The following is a 15,791-nucleotide window of genomic DNA, read 5'->3' on the forward strand; positions in this document are numbered from 1 at the left end:
CTTCTTCTTAAGAAATTAACTCTAATAAAATTAGCAAAATTAAATCAAAATGGGTTTTTTATGTATGTGAAATGCCTATTCGTAAGATAAATGGAGGGAGTATTAGTTAGAAAATGTATTTTTGAAAATATTTTAGACTAATATGAAGATCAGGGTTATTATAGTAGATGATGAGATGCATGCTCGAAACTTTCTTGCAAAATTTTGTGAGCGTTATTACTCAGGCTTAATTGAAGTTGTGGATGCGTGTAATTCTGTAGAAACTGCCGTGCGTTCTATTAAAAAATATCAGCCGGATGTTGTTTTTTTGGATGTGCAAATGCCCGATGAAAATGGTTTTGAACTTATTAAGTATTTTGATAAAATAAATTTTGAAATAATTTTTACTACAGCATATAAAGAGTACGCAATTCAGGCTATTCGAAATAGCGCTTTAGATTATCTTGTAAAACCAATTAATGCTGACGATTTTAAGATAGCAATTTCTCGTTTTGAGACCAAGAAGGAAACAAAAATTTCATTTGATCGCTTTAAATTGCTAACTGAAAATATAAATAATCAATTTGTTGATAAACAAAGAATTGTATTTCCTACCAAAATTGGGTTTGAAGTAATACAAGGAAATTCTATTGTATACTGTAAATCAGATGGGTCTTATTCGAATGTGTGCACGATAGATAATGAATATTTTACTTCAAAATCGTTTAAAGAAGTTGAAGAAATGCTTGCAGATTCTAGTTTTATTCGTGTTCATAGAAGTTATTTGGTTAATAAAAATTTTTAGAGGTCATCAATTAACTACATACTAATTCCTTTTGATTAATTTTATCTGCCTTTACCATTTTATTAATCAAATTGTGAAAGATTGATTCTTTATTTTGAGAACGATTTATTCTGTAACAAAACTCGTTAAAATAACGCTGAATATTTCCATCACTTACCCAAGAATGAGTCGTTCTAATCCAAGTTTTAACTTGATGAATCATTGTGTGTAAAGCTTTGAAGTTGGAACCATTTTTACTAAGAATTTGAGTGATATTATACTCTTCTGAAATAGGTGCGTATCCTTTCCACTTGTCAGTGGTTATTTTTGCTTCTTTTTCAATGTGTTTGTCAAAAATTTGACGAAGTGATTTTGAAGAAAAGTCCTTTATTTTAAGAATGTAAAATCGTTTAACTTTCCCGTCTTCTGTTAATTCTAGGGCGCAAACAGCCTTTTTCTTCTTGCTATCATAACTTCTTCCCTGTTTAGTTTCTTCATGACCTCCTACAACAAATTCGTCGACATGAACAATACCATCCATTGGATGATTTTCACTAGATTTCATGGATTCTCTAACTTTATGCATAAACAAACGAGCGGTGTTTTCCTGAACTCCATAACGTACACTCATCTGCAGAGCAGAAAGGCTTTTAGTAGTGGTAGCCATTTCAAAACAGATAAAAAATGCTTTTCTCAAGCCAAATTTACATTTGTGAAAAAGGGTATTGGCACTACTAGATTCTGTATGACTACAAATATTACAAGTCCTAGAAAAATCTTTCCGAATTTGACTAGCTGTATGACCACATTTTCTACATAAAAAACCTTCTTTCCACTTCAAATCTGACAAATATTTTTTGCAATCTTCATCTGTTTTGAAGCATTCAGCAAACTCTAAGAGGTTTTGTCCTTTAAAAATTTCCATTTTTCTCAGTATTTACAATACTTTAAAGATATGAAATTATCTAATGACCTCAAAAAATTTTATTAAAGGATTTAAATCGGATGAGTACAAGTTAGAGTTGATTACTGGGGAGACTATTCCTGTTTCGGATGCTTTATTTTCTAAAAAGAAACTAATAGATGCGATTACGAATTAGTTTGTTTTTTCTTTTTTTCTACAGTTTTATTTTCTCCCAGCAGTATGTATCTACTAATTATACTACTGCAAATGGGTTGCCTAATAATGCCGTTCGATCCCTATTTATTGACAAAGAGAATGTATTATGGATTGGAACTGAAAATGGAGTTTCTCGTTTTTTAAATGGATCATTTTATACTATTACACAAGATGATGGATTAGGTTATAATAGTTGTTGGGATATAGCTCAAGACAAAAACGGCAATATGTGGTTTGCCAGCTATGGCGGTGGAGTCAGTAAATTTGATGGAAAGAAGTTTTATAGTTTTACCTCAAAAAACGGTTTACCTGCCGATAAAACGCGAAAAGTATTTCATTTTAAAAATAAAATTTACGTTGGTACGGAACAAGGAATAGCTATAATTGACATCAATACCCATAAGATGATTATCCCAAAAGTACCAAAAACTAAGGAGGATTTCATTTGTATTGATTTTTTTGTATATAAGGATGAAGTTTATTTTGTAAGTGTTTTTGAAGGGCTTTATAAAATTGATTATAGTCAAAGAGTTCCTAAAGTAAATTTAGTTTTTAAAAACAAGAATAATTATAGTACGCATTTAGTAGGAGAAAATTTGTTTATTGGTAATGAAGGTTATCTTCAAAAAGCAAATATTCAAGCTTTACTTTCTGAAAAAAAGGAATTCGAAAAACTAAAAAGTTCTATATTCTGGGATTACGCACAACGTAACAAAGAAATTCTATATGCAGCAGCTGACGGAGTATATAATCCTGATGGAGGATTGTTTCAGATTAAAGGTTCATCTATTTGTAATGTTTCCAACTTATTCGGAATTGACTCCAAAATTTTATTGAATGTTGTTTATGATAAGCGTAACGATATACTTTATGTAGGTTCGAATGATAAAGGAATTTATGAAGTTCGTTTGGACAAATCGATTCAATATTATCCTTTTCAAGAAAAAAATATCATTGATATAGAAAGTATCAATACGTCAAGATTTATACTTCATAATGAAGGTATTTCTGTTTTAAACAAGAATAATGAAAAGATATGCGAAGTTAATCAAAATAATTTCAAAGCATTTGAAATCGCAACTATAACAAAGGCAAAAAGGACTATAGCCACTAATTATAGGGAGTCAAGAGATTTTGAACTCAATTTTAATATACCCGCAAGAGGTATTGTTTTTTATGAGTTGGTAAAACATAATAATTCTATATGGATTGGAAGTAATTTAGGTATTTTTGAACTAAACGAAAGAGGGAATATTGTAAATTATATCCCTAAACACAGCTTAAAAATTGGTTTCACTATTGATGATAAATTTATTGAAACGATTACTTACGGAGGGCTCTATTTGTACGATGATGTTTATAAACTCCAAGGAAAACACTTTTCAAAATTCGAAAATGCAACACCACAATTTATAGTTAAGATCTTGAATAACCGCAAGAAAACTTATTTGATTTCGGTGTTTAACGGTTTGTTTTCGTATTCTAATGGAAAATTTACCTCGTTTTTGTTTGAAAATATATGGAATGAGAAAAAATTCAAACATATCACTTCTGATGCTAAAGGCAATTTGATTTTAGCAGCCGAGTTTGGAACTGTTTTCGTTGTAAATGATCAAGACAAATTTAAAATAATTAAAACCATTCCTAAAAAAGACATTGTTGGGAATAGTATTAATTTTTTAGAGTCGTATAAAGATTACATATTAATTGGTACTGAAAAAGGAATTAATGTGTATCAAAATGGGGTTATTCGATTACTAGACAAGGAACATGGTTTAAACGATTGTAATTTTAAAACTTCACAATTATTCCAAGACGAATTGTGGCTTGGAACCCTAAAGGGATACTATGTTTTAAACCTTGCTAAATTGTTGTCAGCACAGCAAACTGTAAAAGATATTGCTATAAATGGAATTGCTATTAATAACCAACCTATTGCTAAAAGCAAGTATGACTGGTTTACATATGCTAATAATGAACTTATTTGTGATTACAAACACAATTCTTTTTCAATTGATTTTGTCCCTAAAGGGCATCTTTTTGCGGATAAATTAAAATTTCGTTATCGATTAAATAATGGGAATCGCTGGAGTCCATATAGCGATAAAACCAATGTTTTCTTGTCCTATTTACCTTATGGGGCTTACAATTTAGAGATTGAAGTATTTGACCAAAATACGGGTAAGATATCTTTGTTTAAGCTCTTGAAAATTGTAATTCAGCCACCATTTTGGTTGCGTTGGTGGTTTTTTGTTATTGTTTTATTGATAGTCATTTCAATAGTCATTTTCATAGTTTACAATTATAAACGACGCAGTAGAGAACGCATACTTATAGAGAAAAGGTTAGCTGAAACCAAGATGGAAGCTTTACTTTCGCAAATGAATCCGCATTTTACTTTTAATGCTATGAATACCGTTCAGGATTTTATAATCAGTAATGATGTGGATAATTCGTTGTTGTTTATCAGTGAATTGGCTCGTTTGATGCGACTTACTTTAGATAATTCATCTCAAAAGTCCATTCCTTTGAACGAAGAAATAGATTTTTTAAAAACCTATATTAAACTTGAAAATTTGCGTTTTGGCAATCGCATCCAAGTAACAATTACTATTGACGAGGCTATTGATGCTCATTTTATAGCGGTGCCTCCTATGCTTTTTCAACCCTTTATAGAAAATGTGTTTGTACATGCTTTTAATGAGGAACATCCAAATCCTACTTTAGATATCTCATTTAAACTAAAAGAAAAACATCTGTTGGTTTGTCAAATTAAAGATAACGGAAAAGGAAAAGCTTCTTTTGAAAAGGTGAAATTGCATAAATCGAAAGCATTACTTTTAGCCGAGGAAAGACTTCGTTTGATTCAACCACAGATTTTAAATCCAATTACTACAAATTTTACAGAATTTGACGGGACGTCTATTGTGATTTTACTGCAAATTTAACTTCATTTTTGTTTTTCGTAGGGTAAATAGTAGCTCCTGTATTTGTTTTTATCCAATTCATAAAGTTATTTATTAGTTTGATTTTTTGCGGATTATTTTCGTGATATAAATTTATAAACTAATATTATGTCAAAAGTTGAAAACAAACTCAATCAAATTGAGAAATCTTTTAAATCTTCTGAAAAAGAAGCTGAAATTTTAATAAAAGATAAACAAAAAACAACTAATACAGTAAACGAAGCAATGGAAAAAGCTTCTAAGCATAAAAACCAATTAGAAAAAGTTTGGGATTATTTGCAATTGTTTTTTTCGATAGTAAAAGATTATATAAATGGCAATTATAAACAAATTCCTTTAGCAACTATTATTTCAATTGTAGCATCACTAATATATTTAATTTCACCTATTGATTTTATTCCTGATTTTATTCCTGGAATTGGTCTAATTGACGATGTTTTTGTAATCGGTTTGGTAATTAGTAGTGCAACTAGCGATTTAGATAAATATAAAGAATGGAAAGAAAGCAAGAGTTTAATATAATGAGAATTTTATTTTTCATTTTATTTAGTTCATTCGCTTTTTCTCAAAGTTTTATAACGGAGTTAGCTGATAAAACAGTTGGTAAGTTTCTTTATGATAAAAATATAAAAATCGTTAATGACAGTATTGATATATTTCTGAGAGTAAATTCTAAAGGATATTGTTATGCTCTAGACTTTGTGTCAAATGACAAAACCAAATTTACTTTGAGTGATCAAGCAATAGCTCATAAAGTTAACAAAGATTTTGAATGGATATATAATGATTCTATTACTGTGGAAAGTTTAAAGTATGATGAATATCAGTCTTGTGGCGATTACCTTTCTCATCGTGGTAGGAATCATCGTTATGATAACTATGTCAATCATGCTAATTCAGAAAAACAGATTTACATAATTTTAAATTCTGACAAAGGTTATGCCGTACTCGTAGAACCTGATGATGTCGATTTTTTGACTCCAAATAATGAAGGAGAAAGTAATAGTTCTATAGATGATTGGATTGAATTTCAGACTTTACAAGAAGGTATTAGCTTTTTAAAAAGCGATGAAGTTATTTTTAAAGCTAATAAATTAAGACAGGTTCAAGAAGACATTCAAAGGAAAAATGAAGAAATGAGAAAATTTCCAATTTCATCACTCGAATTGCCTTATAAATTTAGATTTGGAATGTCGGAGCAAACTGTAGCAAATCATTTGAAAGAAATATTTAAAAGTTATACCAAACATGAAATAACTAGTTCTCGTTTTGCAAATGCTAAGAAAAAAAGAGTGTATAAAGAGATGGAATATGTAATCACTGAAAATACCACTTATCTTAAAATAGAGTTGTGTTTTTTATATGATAAAATAATCAAAATTGGATACAGCCATTGGGATAAAAATCATTCAAGATTATACGATTTAGATTTAAAAATTCAAAGTAAACTAACAGCAATCAAAAATGAATACGGGTTATTGTTTGATATTTTATTTTCTAATAGTCAAATTGAAGGAGCGCACCAAATATGGAGTATAAGCGAAAATGAAAGATTAATTTTTGAAGAAAAATTTTTTGAAGAAGAAAAATTTCAACGAAGTAAAGAAATTGAAAATAAAATAGGTAATAAAATGTAACTATGAAGGCAAAATTTTTAATCATATTAATATTAACCACAATAATTTCGTTTGGTCAAAAGAAAAAAACAGCAAATACCATAGACCAACAAGTAATAGCGTATTTAAATAAGTTTGAAAAGTTAGATAAATATCAACAACGAATTGAGGCTAACAAATTAGTTGCTTTTTTAAATAATACGGATCCTAAAACTAAAGGACTCTGGTTGTTGGCTTTACAAAAATACGATAAAACATCTGTGAAAAAGAAAGCAGAAGCAAATGAAAGTTCAGAAACAAAGTCAGATTCTAATGCGATTATTGTTAGTACTTTTTCAAGTATTCCGTCAGATTTTGAAGGATGTAGCCATGTTTTTTCTATTAATAAGGAAGCACTAAAAGCCGAAAAATTTGTTTATTTTGATGATATGGGGACAACTGCTATCATTGCGATAAATGGTGAAAGTATTATTTTAAAGAAGCACTCAAGTTTTATAGAAGGAGAAGATGAAATCATGATATATTCCAATGAGGTATTTTCTGCTTATGTACATTTAAAAAAGTATCTAGGAGATAGTTCAAACGAAAGCCAAATCTATACTGCAGAATTAGTGGTGAAGGATAAAAAAGGTAATGTTGTTAAAGCTAAAATATACGGAGAAGGCGGATGCTAAGTGATTTTTACTGAAAAATTATTTCAGATGGTGAACCGTATGTAAATTATGCTACTAAAGTGATGTTAGGGGAGAAGAAAGTCACTGATTTTGATTTCAATCCACAATTAAACGGATTTGCTATCAAACAACCCGTGTTCTCTTTCAATAAATTCCCTGGGGCAAACAAAGCTTTAGGGCCTTAAATGAAATCGACTGGTGAAAGTATTTTGTTTATCGATGATTTGAAAGATGATCAATTCTACGAATTGTATTCGAGAAGGAAAATGTATTTAACGAAGTAAGATTCGATATATGTAAAACGGCTGTTTCTCTAAACAGCCGTTTTTTTTGTTTTATACATATTTTACATTGGTTAGACTGAATTGAAATGGAGTTGCATTTGCGCCAGGACCACCTCCCGTCATCACAATATCGGCACTGGCGATGCCTAATAGGCTGAGTTCTGTGTTAATATTTGAAAGTATGGCAGCATTCATCACGTCGCCTTCTTTTATTTCTGAAATGACTCCAATATAAATAACTGGTTTGAATTCAAAAACAGCTAATTGCGATGGAGCAATCGTATGGGTAGAAGCTAGTAATTTTCCATCTTTAAAAATATTGGCATTTATAGCACCAGTTTCCAAATTGTTTTTTATTTCAATAGTAGTTGGAGTTGAACTTGACTCTTTAGAAATTTGAAAACTTTCTCCAGATGCCGTTCTAATCATTTCAAAACTTTGCCCAGGTTGAGCATCTAATTTGGGAGTGTAATTCCCGTCCGAGTCGCCTGATGCTACTTGTATATCTAACGGAAAAGAGAATGGATGATTTTCAGATGGACCACAATTTTCAATCACTGTCCATGCAATTGCCGAATGAGTAGTCTTTAAGGCTAGATTTTTTTGGAAAATGACAATGTCGCTGTTGTTGGTGTCGTTTGAATTGTTGATGAAGTTAAGTTTGATTGCGTTCATTTTTTAGTGTTTTTGATTATAGTGAATATAGAAAATGTTTTGTAGCTGTTCGATATTTAATAACACGCCCAACCAAAAGTCATCTCGTTTTTATCATCGGGACTCTGTGTTAAATGTGCTGTTCCGCAATCACCAAATAGAAATGGAATGTTGTCTTCGGAGTCGATTTGAAAAAGAAGTTCCATTCGGTTGCCCGTTTTTCGGTCGTTCGGATATTCGATAGATTGTACCCAAAAAGGCCAACCAAAAAGTTTGTCTTTTTGTATGGTTTGTAAAAGGTTTCTTTCTTCTAAGACATCTGCCAGGTCATAATCAAAATCGATACCGAGTTCGGCATATTCTTCATAATGCGGGTAATCATCCTGAGCGTTCCAATCCGTAATGATTTTTTCTTCAAAGATTGTATCTATTTTCGGAACGATAGAAACAGATGGGGCCTCAATTTTGATGATTCTGCTGTGATATCCCTCGGAAAAATGAAAGAAGCTTTCTAATGTACCTTCACAATCTTGTTCTTCATTGGTGCAATAAAAAAGTTGTAATAAGCCTTCTTCTTTTTTGGTCGGTATTTTTTCTAAATCTAATTGCAAAAACAATTGCATGTGATTCGCGCAATTTGGACAAACAGGCCAATCTTCTTCATGGCGTAAATATGGATAACCTCCAAATTTTGAATCGGTAGAAAATTCAGCAGTCTTGCTTTTTGTAATAGGAATATAGGCTGTTCTTTTGTAGGGAGCCGCTTGCTTGAGAATTTGGTTAATTTTTTCGTCAAGTTCACTAGTAGGACTGGTGTGTTTATCTAAACCGAATAGTTTTTTGAGAAAGTTCATGTGCAATGTTTTTAGCTTTATCTTTTTGTTTTGTTAAAAATAAGCTTTTTTAGTGTTTTTTTGAAAATGATTTAGCAATGTTTTTATGAAGAAACTACCATTCAATATAGTTTTCGTTAAGTTCAAGAATTCCATTTCCTTTCACTTATTTTATTTTAAATGCAATAGATTAAAGTGAATTGGTTTATAAAGGTGATTATTTCTCTAATTTGTATTATTTGAAAGAGATTCAGTTTCCTATTATTGGTTTTCTTGAAAGATGTTCACTTATGTTTAATAAATTTGTTTTATAGTTATATTTGGACATTCAAAATATAATCATATTTATGCCAAAACGAATTTCTGCCAGAATTCAATTGTTTTTTAGAACTATTTTTGCTCAGTTTGAATTCTTCTTTTTTAAAGCAAAAGAAGTTTTGTCTGAACGGAATTTTATATATCTGTCCAGTGTAGCGATTGCTTTATCTGTTTCGTTTGCAGTAATTTTTCTAAAAACATTTTCACACAAAGTTTTTGTTTGGGCTAATTATTTGAATAAATATCTAAAATTACCTTTTCCAAATAGTATTTTGCCTATAATTGGTTTGTTATTAACTGTTTTTGTAATAAAAAGATTTTTAGGAGGGAATATTGAAAAGGGAAGTGCTAAAATTTTACATTCGATAGCAAAAAAGGGAGGTGTTGTACCTAGAAAGCAAATGTACGCTCAAATTATGACCAGTTCTTTAACCGTTGGGCTTGGAGGTTCCGCGGGGTTAGAAAGTCCTATTGTTATTACTGGAGCGGCTTTTGGGTCTAATTATGCGCAAAATTATGCTTTATCGAAAAAAAATAGAATCTTATTGTTAGCTTGTGGTGTAGCGGCAGGTATAGGTGCTGCTTTTAATGCGCCTATTGCAGGGGTGTTGTTTACCATTGAAGTCATTTTAGCAGATATTTCTATTTCAGCCTTTATTCCTATCATGATTGCGGCGGCTACTGGGGCTTTAGTCAGTAAAATTGTTTTGAGTGGCGAAGTGATTTTGAGTTTTGAACAGGAACAGTCGTTTAATTTTGTAAATACGCCCTATTATGTACTCCTTGGGATTTTAGCGGGATTGGTTTCGATATACCACGCCAGAACTTTTAGGAAAGTAGAGCACTATTTTAGTATGTTTTCTGTAAGAGTCTATGCAAGAGCTGTTTTTGGAGCTTTAGTATTAGCGGGTTTAATTTTTTTATTCCCTACATTATTTGGAGAAGGTTATGAGAGTATCAAAACCTTGTCAACTGCAGATCCTGAATCCTTATTAGAAAATACATTGTTAGAATCATTCAAAAATGAAAAATGGGTTTTGTTACTCTTTGTGGGATTAATTGTTTTTGTAAAATCTGTCGCAACAGGAATTACGCTGGGGAGTGGGGGTAATGGTGGAAATTTTGCACCTTCACTTTTTGTAGGTTCCTATTTAGGTTTTCTAGTTTCAAAAACTTTTAATTTAATAGGTATGACCAATTTGCCTGTGACTAATTTTACCATTGTAGGAATGGCGGGTATATTGAGTGGGTTGTTCCATGCTCCCTTGACAGCTATTTTCTTGATTGGTGAAATAACTGGAGGTTATGATTTGATGATTCCGTTAATGATAGTTTCCTCGGTTAGTTTTGCAGTTTCTAAACGTTTTGAACCTTATTCTATGGATGTAAAAACATTGGCAGACTCTGGAGATGTTTTTACAAGTGATAAAGATAGGAATGTGTTGCAAAGTATAGAACTCCATAAAATTGTGCAAACGCCTGTTAAAGTTTTGAAGCCACAAATGTCCATGGAAGATGTGATTCCTATTGTAATTCAATCCCAACAAAAAATATTTCCAGTTGTAGATGAAAAAGAAAATGTAATGGGAGTATTGTACTTTGATGAAATAAAGAGTGTTATTTTTAATTCATTTCAAGCAAAATATACCAAAGTTAGCGAATTGATTTCTCAAAATTATGAAACTATTACTTTAACGGACGAGGTCGAAGAAGTGATGCATAAATTTGAGCGCATTGGTCAAAATGAATTAATTGTTTTGAAAAGTAATAAGGTTTACGGTGTTTTGTCTAAGCATGATATTTTAGAATGTTATCGTGACGTTTTCAAAAATTTGTTGATTGACTAAATTTGATGTCATCAAACTTAGTCTTCGGTCTTTAATTTTAAAATACTTTTCAAATAAAGCAATCCGAAAAGCCCTGCCAATACTGATGCGATAATGATATATAATTTAGCATTGTTGATTATTTCTGTATCGGAAAATGCTAAAAGCGTGACAAAAATAGACATGGTAAACCCGATACCGCCTAAAATCCCAGCACCAAAAATAGATTTCCATTGTAGTCCGTGAGTTAATCTCGCCAAGCGAACTTTTACCGCCAACCAAGAAAATAAAGTAATCCCTAAAGGTTTACCTACTACTAATCCTAAAAGGATACCCCAAGCATAAGTAGGGAGCCCATTACTTAAAGTTTTGAAGTTAATTGCAATAGCGGTATTGGCTAAGGCAAAAATGGGTAAAATAATGAAGGAAACAGGTTTGTGTAAAAAATGTTCCAATTTATAGGAAATCGATTGTTCTTCACCCTTTTCAAACGGAATAGCGAAGGCTAAAAGTACGCCTGTAATCGTAGCATGTACACCAGAATGTAACATAAACCACCACATCAGTGCGCCTAATAGTAGGTAAGGCCATAGCTTATAGACTTTCAATCGGTTCATGGCTAATAAAACGACAAAAATTCCCAAGGCAATGAATAGGTTGGTCGTGTGTAGGTCTTTGGAATAAAATAAGGCAATAACAAGTATAGCGCCCAAATCATCAATTACAGCTAGGGCAGTCAGAAAAACTTTTAACACCACAGGCACGCGATTGCCTAATAAAGATAAAATACCAATGGCAAAAGCAATATCAGTAGCCATAGGAATACCGATGCCGTTTTGATAAAGAGTACCTTGATTTAAAAAATAATAGATTAAGGCTGGTAAAAGCATACCTCCCAAAGCGCCCATGACTGGGAGCATGGCATTTCGTAAATTAGATAACTCCCCAATGTAAATTTCTCGTTCTAATTCTAATCCTATCATCAAGAAGAAAATAGTCATAAGGCCATCATTAATCAAATGTTCCAATGAAAAAGAGCCTAACTGTGTATGCCAGAAGTGGCTGTAAGTTTCACCTATGGATGTATTTGTAATCAGGATAGAAAATACTGTACAGAGTAAAAGAATAATGCCACTGGCTTTTTCACTTTCAAAAAAAGATGTAAATAATTTGGTTGCACGCATAGATTCTATTTATAAGAAAATTTGGTAAATTTACTTAAAATATAAAGAGTGTATGGCTGTTTTTGGAAAAAAAAGAAAGCGTTTAACGACCGATGAGCATACTGGGTTTGGTTCGAATCCTGAGAATTATGGCGGTCGATTTGTGACTAAAGAAGGGGCAGCAAATGTTGTGAAAACTGGAATCCCTTTGTTTGATCAAATCAGTTGGTTTCATACGCTGTTGCAATTGCCTATTTGGAAATTTCATATTGTAATTTTAAGTGTTTATGCTTTTATTAATTTTATTTTTGCGAGTATTTATTATTTCGTGGGTGTAGAACATTTGAACGGAATTACTGCAAGTACGGAACTTGAAAAATTTGGACAGGCCTATTTTTTTAGTGCCCAAACTTTTACTACGGTTGGTTACGGGCATATCAATCCTCAAGGTTTTGTGACTAGTGCCATTGCTTCCTTTGAGGCATTAATGGGATTGTTAGCTTTTGCCTTGGCAACAGGTTTGTTGTACGGACGTTTTAGTAAGCCTAGAGCGTATTTGAAATTTTCTCACAATGCCGTGATCGCTCCTTTTCAAGAGGGAATGGCATTAATGATGCGCGTGGCGCCATTTAAAAATGCAACCTTGACTGATGCCACAGCTCAAATTACTTTAGGGTTGCAGGTGCAGGAAAAAGGGAAATGGGTTAACAGGTTTTATCCGTTAGATTTAGAATATGATCGTGTAAATTCATTGACCTTAAGTTGGACGCTGGTACATCCTATAACGGAAGATAGTCCCTTGTACGGTTTTACCGAAGAAGATTTTAAAACACGAAAAGGTGAAATCCTTGTTTTTTTAAAAGCGTTTGATGATATGTTTAGTAATAGTGTGGTGAAACGTACATCGTATACTTTTGAAGAGATTGTATATGGAGCTAAATTCAAAACGATGTATGAACATAATGATACACTTACTTCAACTATATTGCATATTGACAAGCTGAATAAGATAGAGCGAGTAAATGGGTGAAGTTATTTATTGAGATATAAGATTGAAATGGCTTGTAATGGATACAGTTTTAGCTATTTTATACCCCACGATGCTAGGGATTTCTATGCTGAAATCTTCTGGTTTTAAAATGAATTCAGCGTTGATACTATAGCTGTTTCCCTCTTTTTTTAACGTTGCAGGAATAATCATGTTTTTGGATTTGCCATGTATTTCAAAGATTCCGTTAATAGTTATTTTAGTGGTATTGCTGTATGAGTCAGGTTGAAAGTTGTCTATTTTTCCCTTAAATACTCCTTTTGGATATCTGTCACTTTCCATATAATTTTCATTAAAATGTTCTTGCATCAAACTGTTTTTGAACTTGAAATTTTTAATCAGAATAACAGCTGCTATATCCCCTGTTTTAGGGTTTAATGCGCAAATACCTGTGTTAGTGGTTGCTTTTACTTCTTCAAAAGAAGGGACAGAGGCTTCAAAGCTTATTATCCCTTCTTTAGTGAATGTTTTGTTTTGACTATAACATATTTTTGTAGTCAATAGTAATAGTGTTATAAGTATTGTTTTCATTAGTTTAAAAAGCCATCGGTTTGCCATTTTGTTATTTTATCAATATCAGATTGTGATAGTTTTGTACCATTTTTTGGCATCATTCCAGGATCACCTTGTGGAAGGTTTATGCGTGATATAAGTCCTCTATTTTGTATAGCTTCCTTAACTGCGTCTAAAGTTGTTAATGACATAGGAGCTCCATTTGATGGGGTGTTACCGTGGCATCCTGTGCATCGATTGCTGATAATAGGAGCTACATCTGACAAGTAATGCGATTTGCCATCTGTGGATGGGGGAGTAGAGGGAGTAGGGGTAATACTACTCTCGCTGTCTTTAGAGCAACTTAAAATGACAAGGCTTAGTAAAAATAACGAACAAATTTTTTTCATGATATGTGGTTTTTGGTTGGGAATGTGTTAATATAGTGGTATATTTGTTTATACAACTGTTAGTAAAATTACGAATATTTTAAATAAAATGTTGTTTTAAAACTTGTAAAAATATGTTAAAGAAATTTTTGTTTGGAATTTTTATAGCGATTCCTACTGCTTTTTTTGGACAAGATGATTTGTTGAATGGAGTAGATGCTAATCAAAAAGTAGCTGTGGAATCTGCTTTTAAATCGTTAAAAATTGTGAATCTAGAATCGACTAAATTAGCTGCAAAAGGCGATATGTATTTTGTAGTAGCGCATCGTTTTGGTTATTTGGATAAAGGGTTGGAGAACTTTTTTGGTTTAGATAATGCAACTACGCAATTGAAATTTGTTTATGGACTGACTAACGGGATAACAGTTCATGCCTCTCGAAGTACTTACGGGAAAACCTTTGAATTTGGTGTAAAATATAAGTTGAAACAACAGCTAGTTGATGGATTTCCTGTTACAATAGTTGGGTTTAATTCGTTAGCAATAAATTCGGCGATGAAAAAAGAAAATTACCCCCTTTTGGAATTTCAGCACCGCTTGTCATATAATACGCAATTGTTAGTTTCTCGAAAATTCAATGATAAATTAACTTTACAGCTGGCGCCTACTTTTTTTTATGAAAATCTTGTAGTTGAAACGACTCAGAATAATGCTCAGTTTGCACTAGGTATGGGAGGTAGGTATAAGCTAGGGAAACGATTTTCGTTGAATATGGACTATGCTCCTCATTTGAATCGCGCCAAAGCATCATCGTTTAAAAATCCATTAGCTGTAGGTGTGGATTTAGAAACAGGAGGTCATATTTTTCAAATGTTTTTTACCAATTCCGCAGCGATGCATGATACCGGCTATTTAGGTAGAACAGCCGGTGATTGGGGTAAAGGGGAAATTAGTTTTGGATTTAATTTAGTTAGGGTTTTTTAGTAAAATCCAAGGAAACATTGTATTTAGAGAGGTTCGCAAGAGCCTCTTCGCTTTTGTAATCAAAAGTTTCTTCGTGGTTTTGCTTGTCTTTTTTGTTGGCTATCATTTTGATGCAATTGTAAAAACGACGGAGGTCGTTATCTGTGGCTAAAATTAAGCCTGGGACTTGTGTGGGTTGGCCGGTTTCGTCTTTAGCTACCATGGTGAAATACGAGGAATTGCAATGTTTTACTTTACCCGTTTGGATGTTTTCTGCTTCTACACGTATGCCTATTACCATGGAACTTTTTCCCACATAATTTACCGATGCTTTCATCGTGACTAATTCGCCTACTTCGATAGGTGCTAAAAAATCGACGGTATCTACAGAAGCAGTCACGCAGTAATGCCCTGAAAACTTAGAAGCACAAGCAAAAGCAATTTGGTCGAGTAAGGAAAGGATATAGCCTCCGTGAATTTTACCACTGAAATTAGTGTGCGAGGGTAACATCAGTTCTGAAATGACTACTTTGGATGCGGATACGGGTTTGAAATTGCTCATGATGGGTTTGAAATTAGGTTTTTTCTGAAATCCCCGCGTTAGGGATGGGAGCTTTGTTTGAGCTCTTTTTGCTTGTAGCTGGAGCTTTGCGAAAGCCTACGAGCAAAAAAGCGAGTGCGGA

General features: G+C 32.4%; 16 protein-coding genes and 1 pseudogene. 10 read left to right on the forward strand and 7 right to left on the reverse strand.

All coding sequences use genetic code 11. From position 1 onward, the window contains the following. The first annotated feature begins 142 nt into the window (after window positions 1-142). On the forward strand, window positions 143-784 hold the full coding sequence (locus tag ACQY29_RS07715) for a LytR/AlgR family response regulator transcription factor (RefSeq protein ID WP_428224644.1): 642 nt from the start codon (window positions 143-145) through the stop codon (window positions 782-784). 10 nt (window positions 785-794) lie between these two features. Here the strand turns inward: ACQY29_RS07715 and ACQY29_RS07720 are convergent, their stop codons facing one another. Continuing rightward, a complete protein-coding gene (locus tag ACQY29_RS07720; RefSeq protein ID WP_138424779.1) occupies window positions 795-1,688 on the reverse strand; it encodes an IS1595 family transposase in 894 nt (297 codons plus the stop codon). Window positions 1,689-1,731: 43 nt separating this feature from the next. Between ACQY29_RS07720 and ACQY29_RS07725 the strand changes: the two genes are divergently transcribed. The 6 genes and pseudogenes from ACQY29_RS07725 to ACQY29_RS07750 form a co-directional block, all read left to right on the forward strand. After that, window positions 1,732-1,863 carry a hypothetical protein gene (locus ACQY29_RS07725; RefSeq protein ID WP_428224645.1) on the forward strand — a complete coding sequence of 44 codons (132 nt, stop codon included), beginning with the start codon at window positions 1,732-1,734 and terminating at the stop codon, window positions 1,861-1,863. Next, on the forward strand, window positions 1,847-4,831 hold the full coding sequence (locus ACQY29_RS07730; RefSeq protein WP_428224646.1) for a histidine kinase: 2,985 nt from the start codon (window positions 1,847-1,849) through the stop codon (window positions 4,829-4,831). The genes ACQY29_RS07725 and ACQY29_RS07730 overlap by 17 nt, the downstream gene beginning before the upstream one ends. Window positions 4,832-4,957: 126 nt before the next feature. Next, a complete protein-coding gene (locus tag ACQY29_RS07735; protein WP_428224647.1) occupies window positions 4,958-5,371 on the forward strand; it encodes a YkvA family protein in 414 nt (137 codons plus the stop codon). Further along, window positions 5,344-6,486: a hypothetical protein gene (locus ACQY29_RS07740; protein ID WP_428224648.1), complete on the forward strand. Its 1,143-nt coding sequence runs from the start codon at window positions 5,344-5,346 to the stop codon at window positions 6,484-6,486. Before ACQY29_RS07735 ends, ACQY29_RS07740 begins: the two co-directional genes overlap by 28 nt. A gap of 2 nt (window positions 6,487-6,488) precedes the next feature. Beyond that, window positions 6,489-7,139: a hypothetical protein gene (locus ACQY29_RS07745; RefSeq protein ID WP_428224649.1), complete on the forward strand. Its 651-nt coding sequence runs from the start codon at window positions 6,489-6,491 to the stop codon at window positions 7,137-7,139. 29 nt (window positions 7,140-7,168) lie between these two features. Beyond that, a pseudogene (locus ACQY29_RS07750) lies at window positions 7,169-7,423 on the forward strand (hypothetical protein); the annotation flags it as partial. A 51-nt stretch (window positions 7,424-7,474) separates the two neighbouring features. Here ACQY29_RS07750 and ACQY29_RS07755 read toward each other — a convergent pair. Both ACQY29_RS07755 and ACQY29_RS07760 read right to left on the reverse strand, forming a co-directional pair. After that, window positions 7,475-8,098 (reverse strand): hypothetical protein, encoded by a 624-nt coding sequence (locus tag ACQY29_RS07755; protein ID WP_428224650.1) that lies wholly within the window; start codon window positions 8,096-8,098, stop codon window positions 7,475-7,477. Window positions 8,099-8,154: 56 nt separating this feature from the next. Further along, window positions 8,155-8,931 carry a DUF1963 domain-containing protein gene (locus ACQY29_RS07760; RefSeq protein ID WP_428224651.1) on the reverse strand — a complete coding sequence of 259 codons (777 nt, stop codon included), beginning with the start codon at window positions 8,929-8,931 and terminating at the stop codon, window positions 8,155-8,157. Window positions 8,932-9,257: 326 nt separating this feature from the next. Between ACQY29_RS07760 and ACQY29_RS07765 the strand changes: the two genes are divergently transcribed. Continuing rightward, entirely contained in the window at window positions 9,258-11,075 is a 1,818-nt protein-coding gene (locus ACQY29_RS07765; RefSeq protein ID WP_428224652.1) for a chloride channel protein, read from the forward strand. Between the two features lie 17 nt (window positions 11,076-11,092). Here the strand turns inward: ACQY29_RS07765 and nhaA are convergent, their stop codons facing one another. Next, window positions 11,093-12,238 carry a Na+/H+ antiporter NhaA gene (nhaA, locus tag ACQY29_RS07770; RefSeq protein WP_428224653.1) on the reverse strand — a complete coding sequence of 382 codons (1,146 nt, stop codon included), beginning with the start codon at window positions 12,236-12,238 and terminating at the stop codon, window positions 11,093-11,095. 52 nt (window positions 12,239-12,290) lie between these two features. Here nhaA and ACQY29_RS07775 point away from each other — a divergent pair, with 52 nt between their 5' ends. After that, window positions 12,291-13,247, forward strand: coding sequence for an ion channel (locus tag ACQY29_RS07775; RefSeq protein WP_428224654.1), 957 nt, complete (start codon window positions 12,291-12,293; stop codon window positions 13,245-13,247). A 6-nt stretch (window positions 13,248-13,253) separates the two neighbouring features. On the opposite strand, the gene ACQY29_RS07780 is transcribed toward ACQY29_RS07775, so the two are convergent. Both ACQY29_RS07780 and ACQY29_RS07785 read right to left on the reverse strand, forming a co-directional pair. Continuing rightward, window positions 13,254-13,796 (reverse strand): YceI family protein, encoded by a 543-nt coding sequence (locus tag ACQY29_RS07780; RefSeq protein ID WP_428224655.1) that lies wholly within the window; start codon window positions 13,794-13,796, stop codon window positions 13,254-13,256. After that, the gene (locus ACQY29_RS07785) at window positions 13,796-14,167 is read right to left on the reverse strand and encodes a hypothetical protein (RefSeq protein ID WP_428224656.1); all 372 of its coding nucleotides are present in this window, start codon (window positions 14,165-14,167) and stop codon (window positions 13,796-13,798) included. Before ACQY29_RS07785 ends, ACQY29_RS07780 begins: the two co-directional genes overlap by 1 nt. Before the next feature lie 113 nt (window positions 14,168-14,280). Between ACQY29_RS07785 and ACQY29_RS07790 the strand changes: the two genes are divergently transcribed. After that, on the forward strand, window positions 14,281-15,129 hold the full coding sequence (locus ACQY29_RS07790; RefSeq protein ID WP_428224657.1) for a DUF5777 family beta-barrel protein: 849 nt from the start codon (window positions 14,281-14,283) through the stop codon (window positions 15,127-15,129). Here the strand turns inward: ACQY29_RS07790 and ACQY29_RS07795 are convergent. Next, window positions 15,116-15,673 (reverse strand): acyl-CoA thioesterase, encoded by a 558-nt coding sequence (locus ACQY29_RS07795; RefSeq protein WP_428225892.1) that lies wholly within the window; start codon window positions 15,671-15,673, stop codon window positions 15,116-15,118. The genes ACQY29_RS07790 and ACQY29_RS07795 overlap by 14 nt on opposite strands. Window positions 15,674-15,791: the final 118 nt, after the last annotated feature.

The organism is Flavobacterium sp. (assembly GCF_965262375.1).
Taxonomy (GTDB): Bacteria; Bacteroidota; Bacteroidia; order Flavobacteriales; family Flavobacteriaceae; genus Flavobacterium.

Coding starts and splice junctions, on each gene's coding strand:
- ACQY29_RS07715 (WP_428224644.1), top strand. CDS start 143: ATGAAGATCAGGGTTATTATAGTAGATGATGAGATGCATGCTCGAAAC.
- ACQY29_RS07720 (WP_138424779.1), bottom strand. CDS start 1,688: ATGGAAATTTTTAAAGGACAAAACCTCTTAGAGTTTGCTGAATGCTTC.
- ACQY29_RS07725 (WP_428224645.1), top strand. CDS start 1,732: ATGACCTCAAAAAATTTTATTAAAGGATTTAAATCGGATGAGTACAAG.
- ACQY29_RS07730 (WP_428224646.1), top strand. CDS start 1,847: ATGCGATTACGAATTAGTTTGTTTTTTCTTTTTTTCTACAGTTTTATT.
- ACQY29_RS07735 (WP_428224647.1), top strand. CDS start 4,958: ATGTCAAAAGTTGAAAACAAACTCAATCAAATTGAGAAATCTTTTAAA.
- ACQY29_RS07740 (WP_428224648.1), top strand. CDS start 5,344: ATGGAAAGAAAGCAAGAGTTTAATATAATGAGAATTTTATTTTTCATT.
- ACQY29_RS07745 (WP_428224649.1), top strand. CDS start 6,489: ATGAAGGCAAAATTTTTAATCATATTAATATTAACCACAATAATTTCG.
- ACQY29_RS07755 (WP_428224650.1), bottom strand. CDS start 8,098: ATGAACGCAATCAAACTTAACTTCATCAACAATTCAAACGACACCAAC.
- ACQY29_RS07760 (WP_428224651.1), bottom strand. CDS start 8,931: ATGAACTTTCTCAAAAAACTATTCGGTTTAGATAAACACACCAGTCCT.
- ACQY29_RS07765 (WP_428224652.1), top strand. CDS start 9,258: ATGCCAAAACGAATTTCTGCCAGAATTCAATTGTTTTTTAGAACTATT.
- nhaA (WP_428224653.1), bottom strand. CDS start 12,238: ATGCGTGCAACCAAATTATTTACATCTTTTTTTGAAAGTGAAAAAGCC.
- ACQY29_RS07775 (WP_428224654.1), top strand. CDS start 12,291: ATGGCTGTTTTTGGAAAAAAAAGAAAGCGTTTAACGACCGATGAGCAT.
- ACQY29_RS07780 (WP_428224655.1), bottom strand. CDS start 13,796: ATGAAAACAATACTTATAACACTATTACTATTGACTACAAAAATATGT.
- ACQY29_RS07785 (WP_428224656.1), bottom strand. CDS start 14,167: ATGAAAAAAATTTGTTCGTTATTTTTACTAAGCCTTGTCATTTTAAGT.
- ACQY29_RS07790 (WP_428224657.1), top strand. CDS start 14,281: ATGTTAAAGAAATTTTTGTTTGGAATTTTTATAGCGATTCCTACTGCT.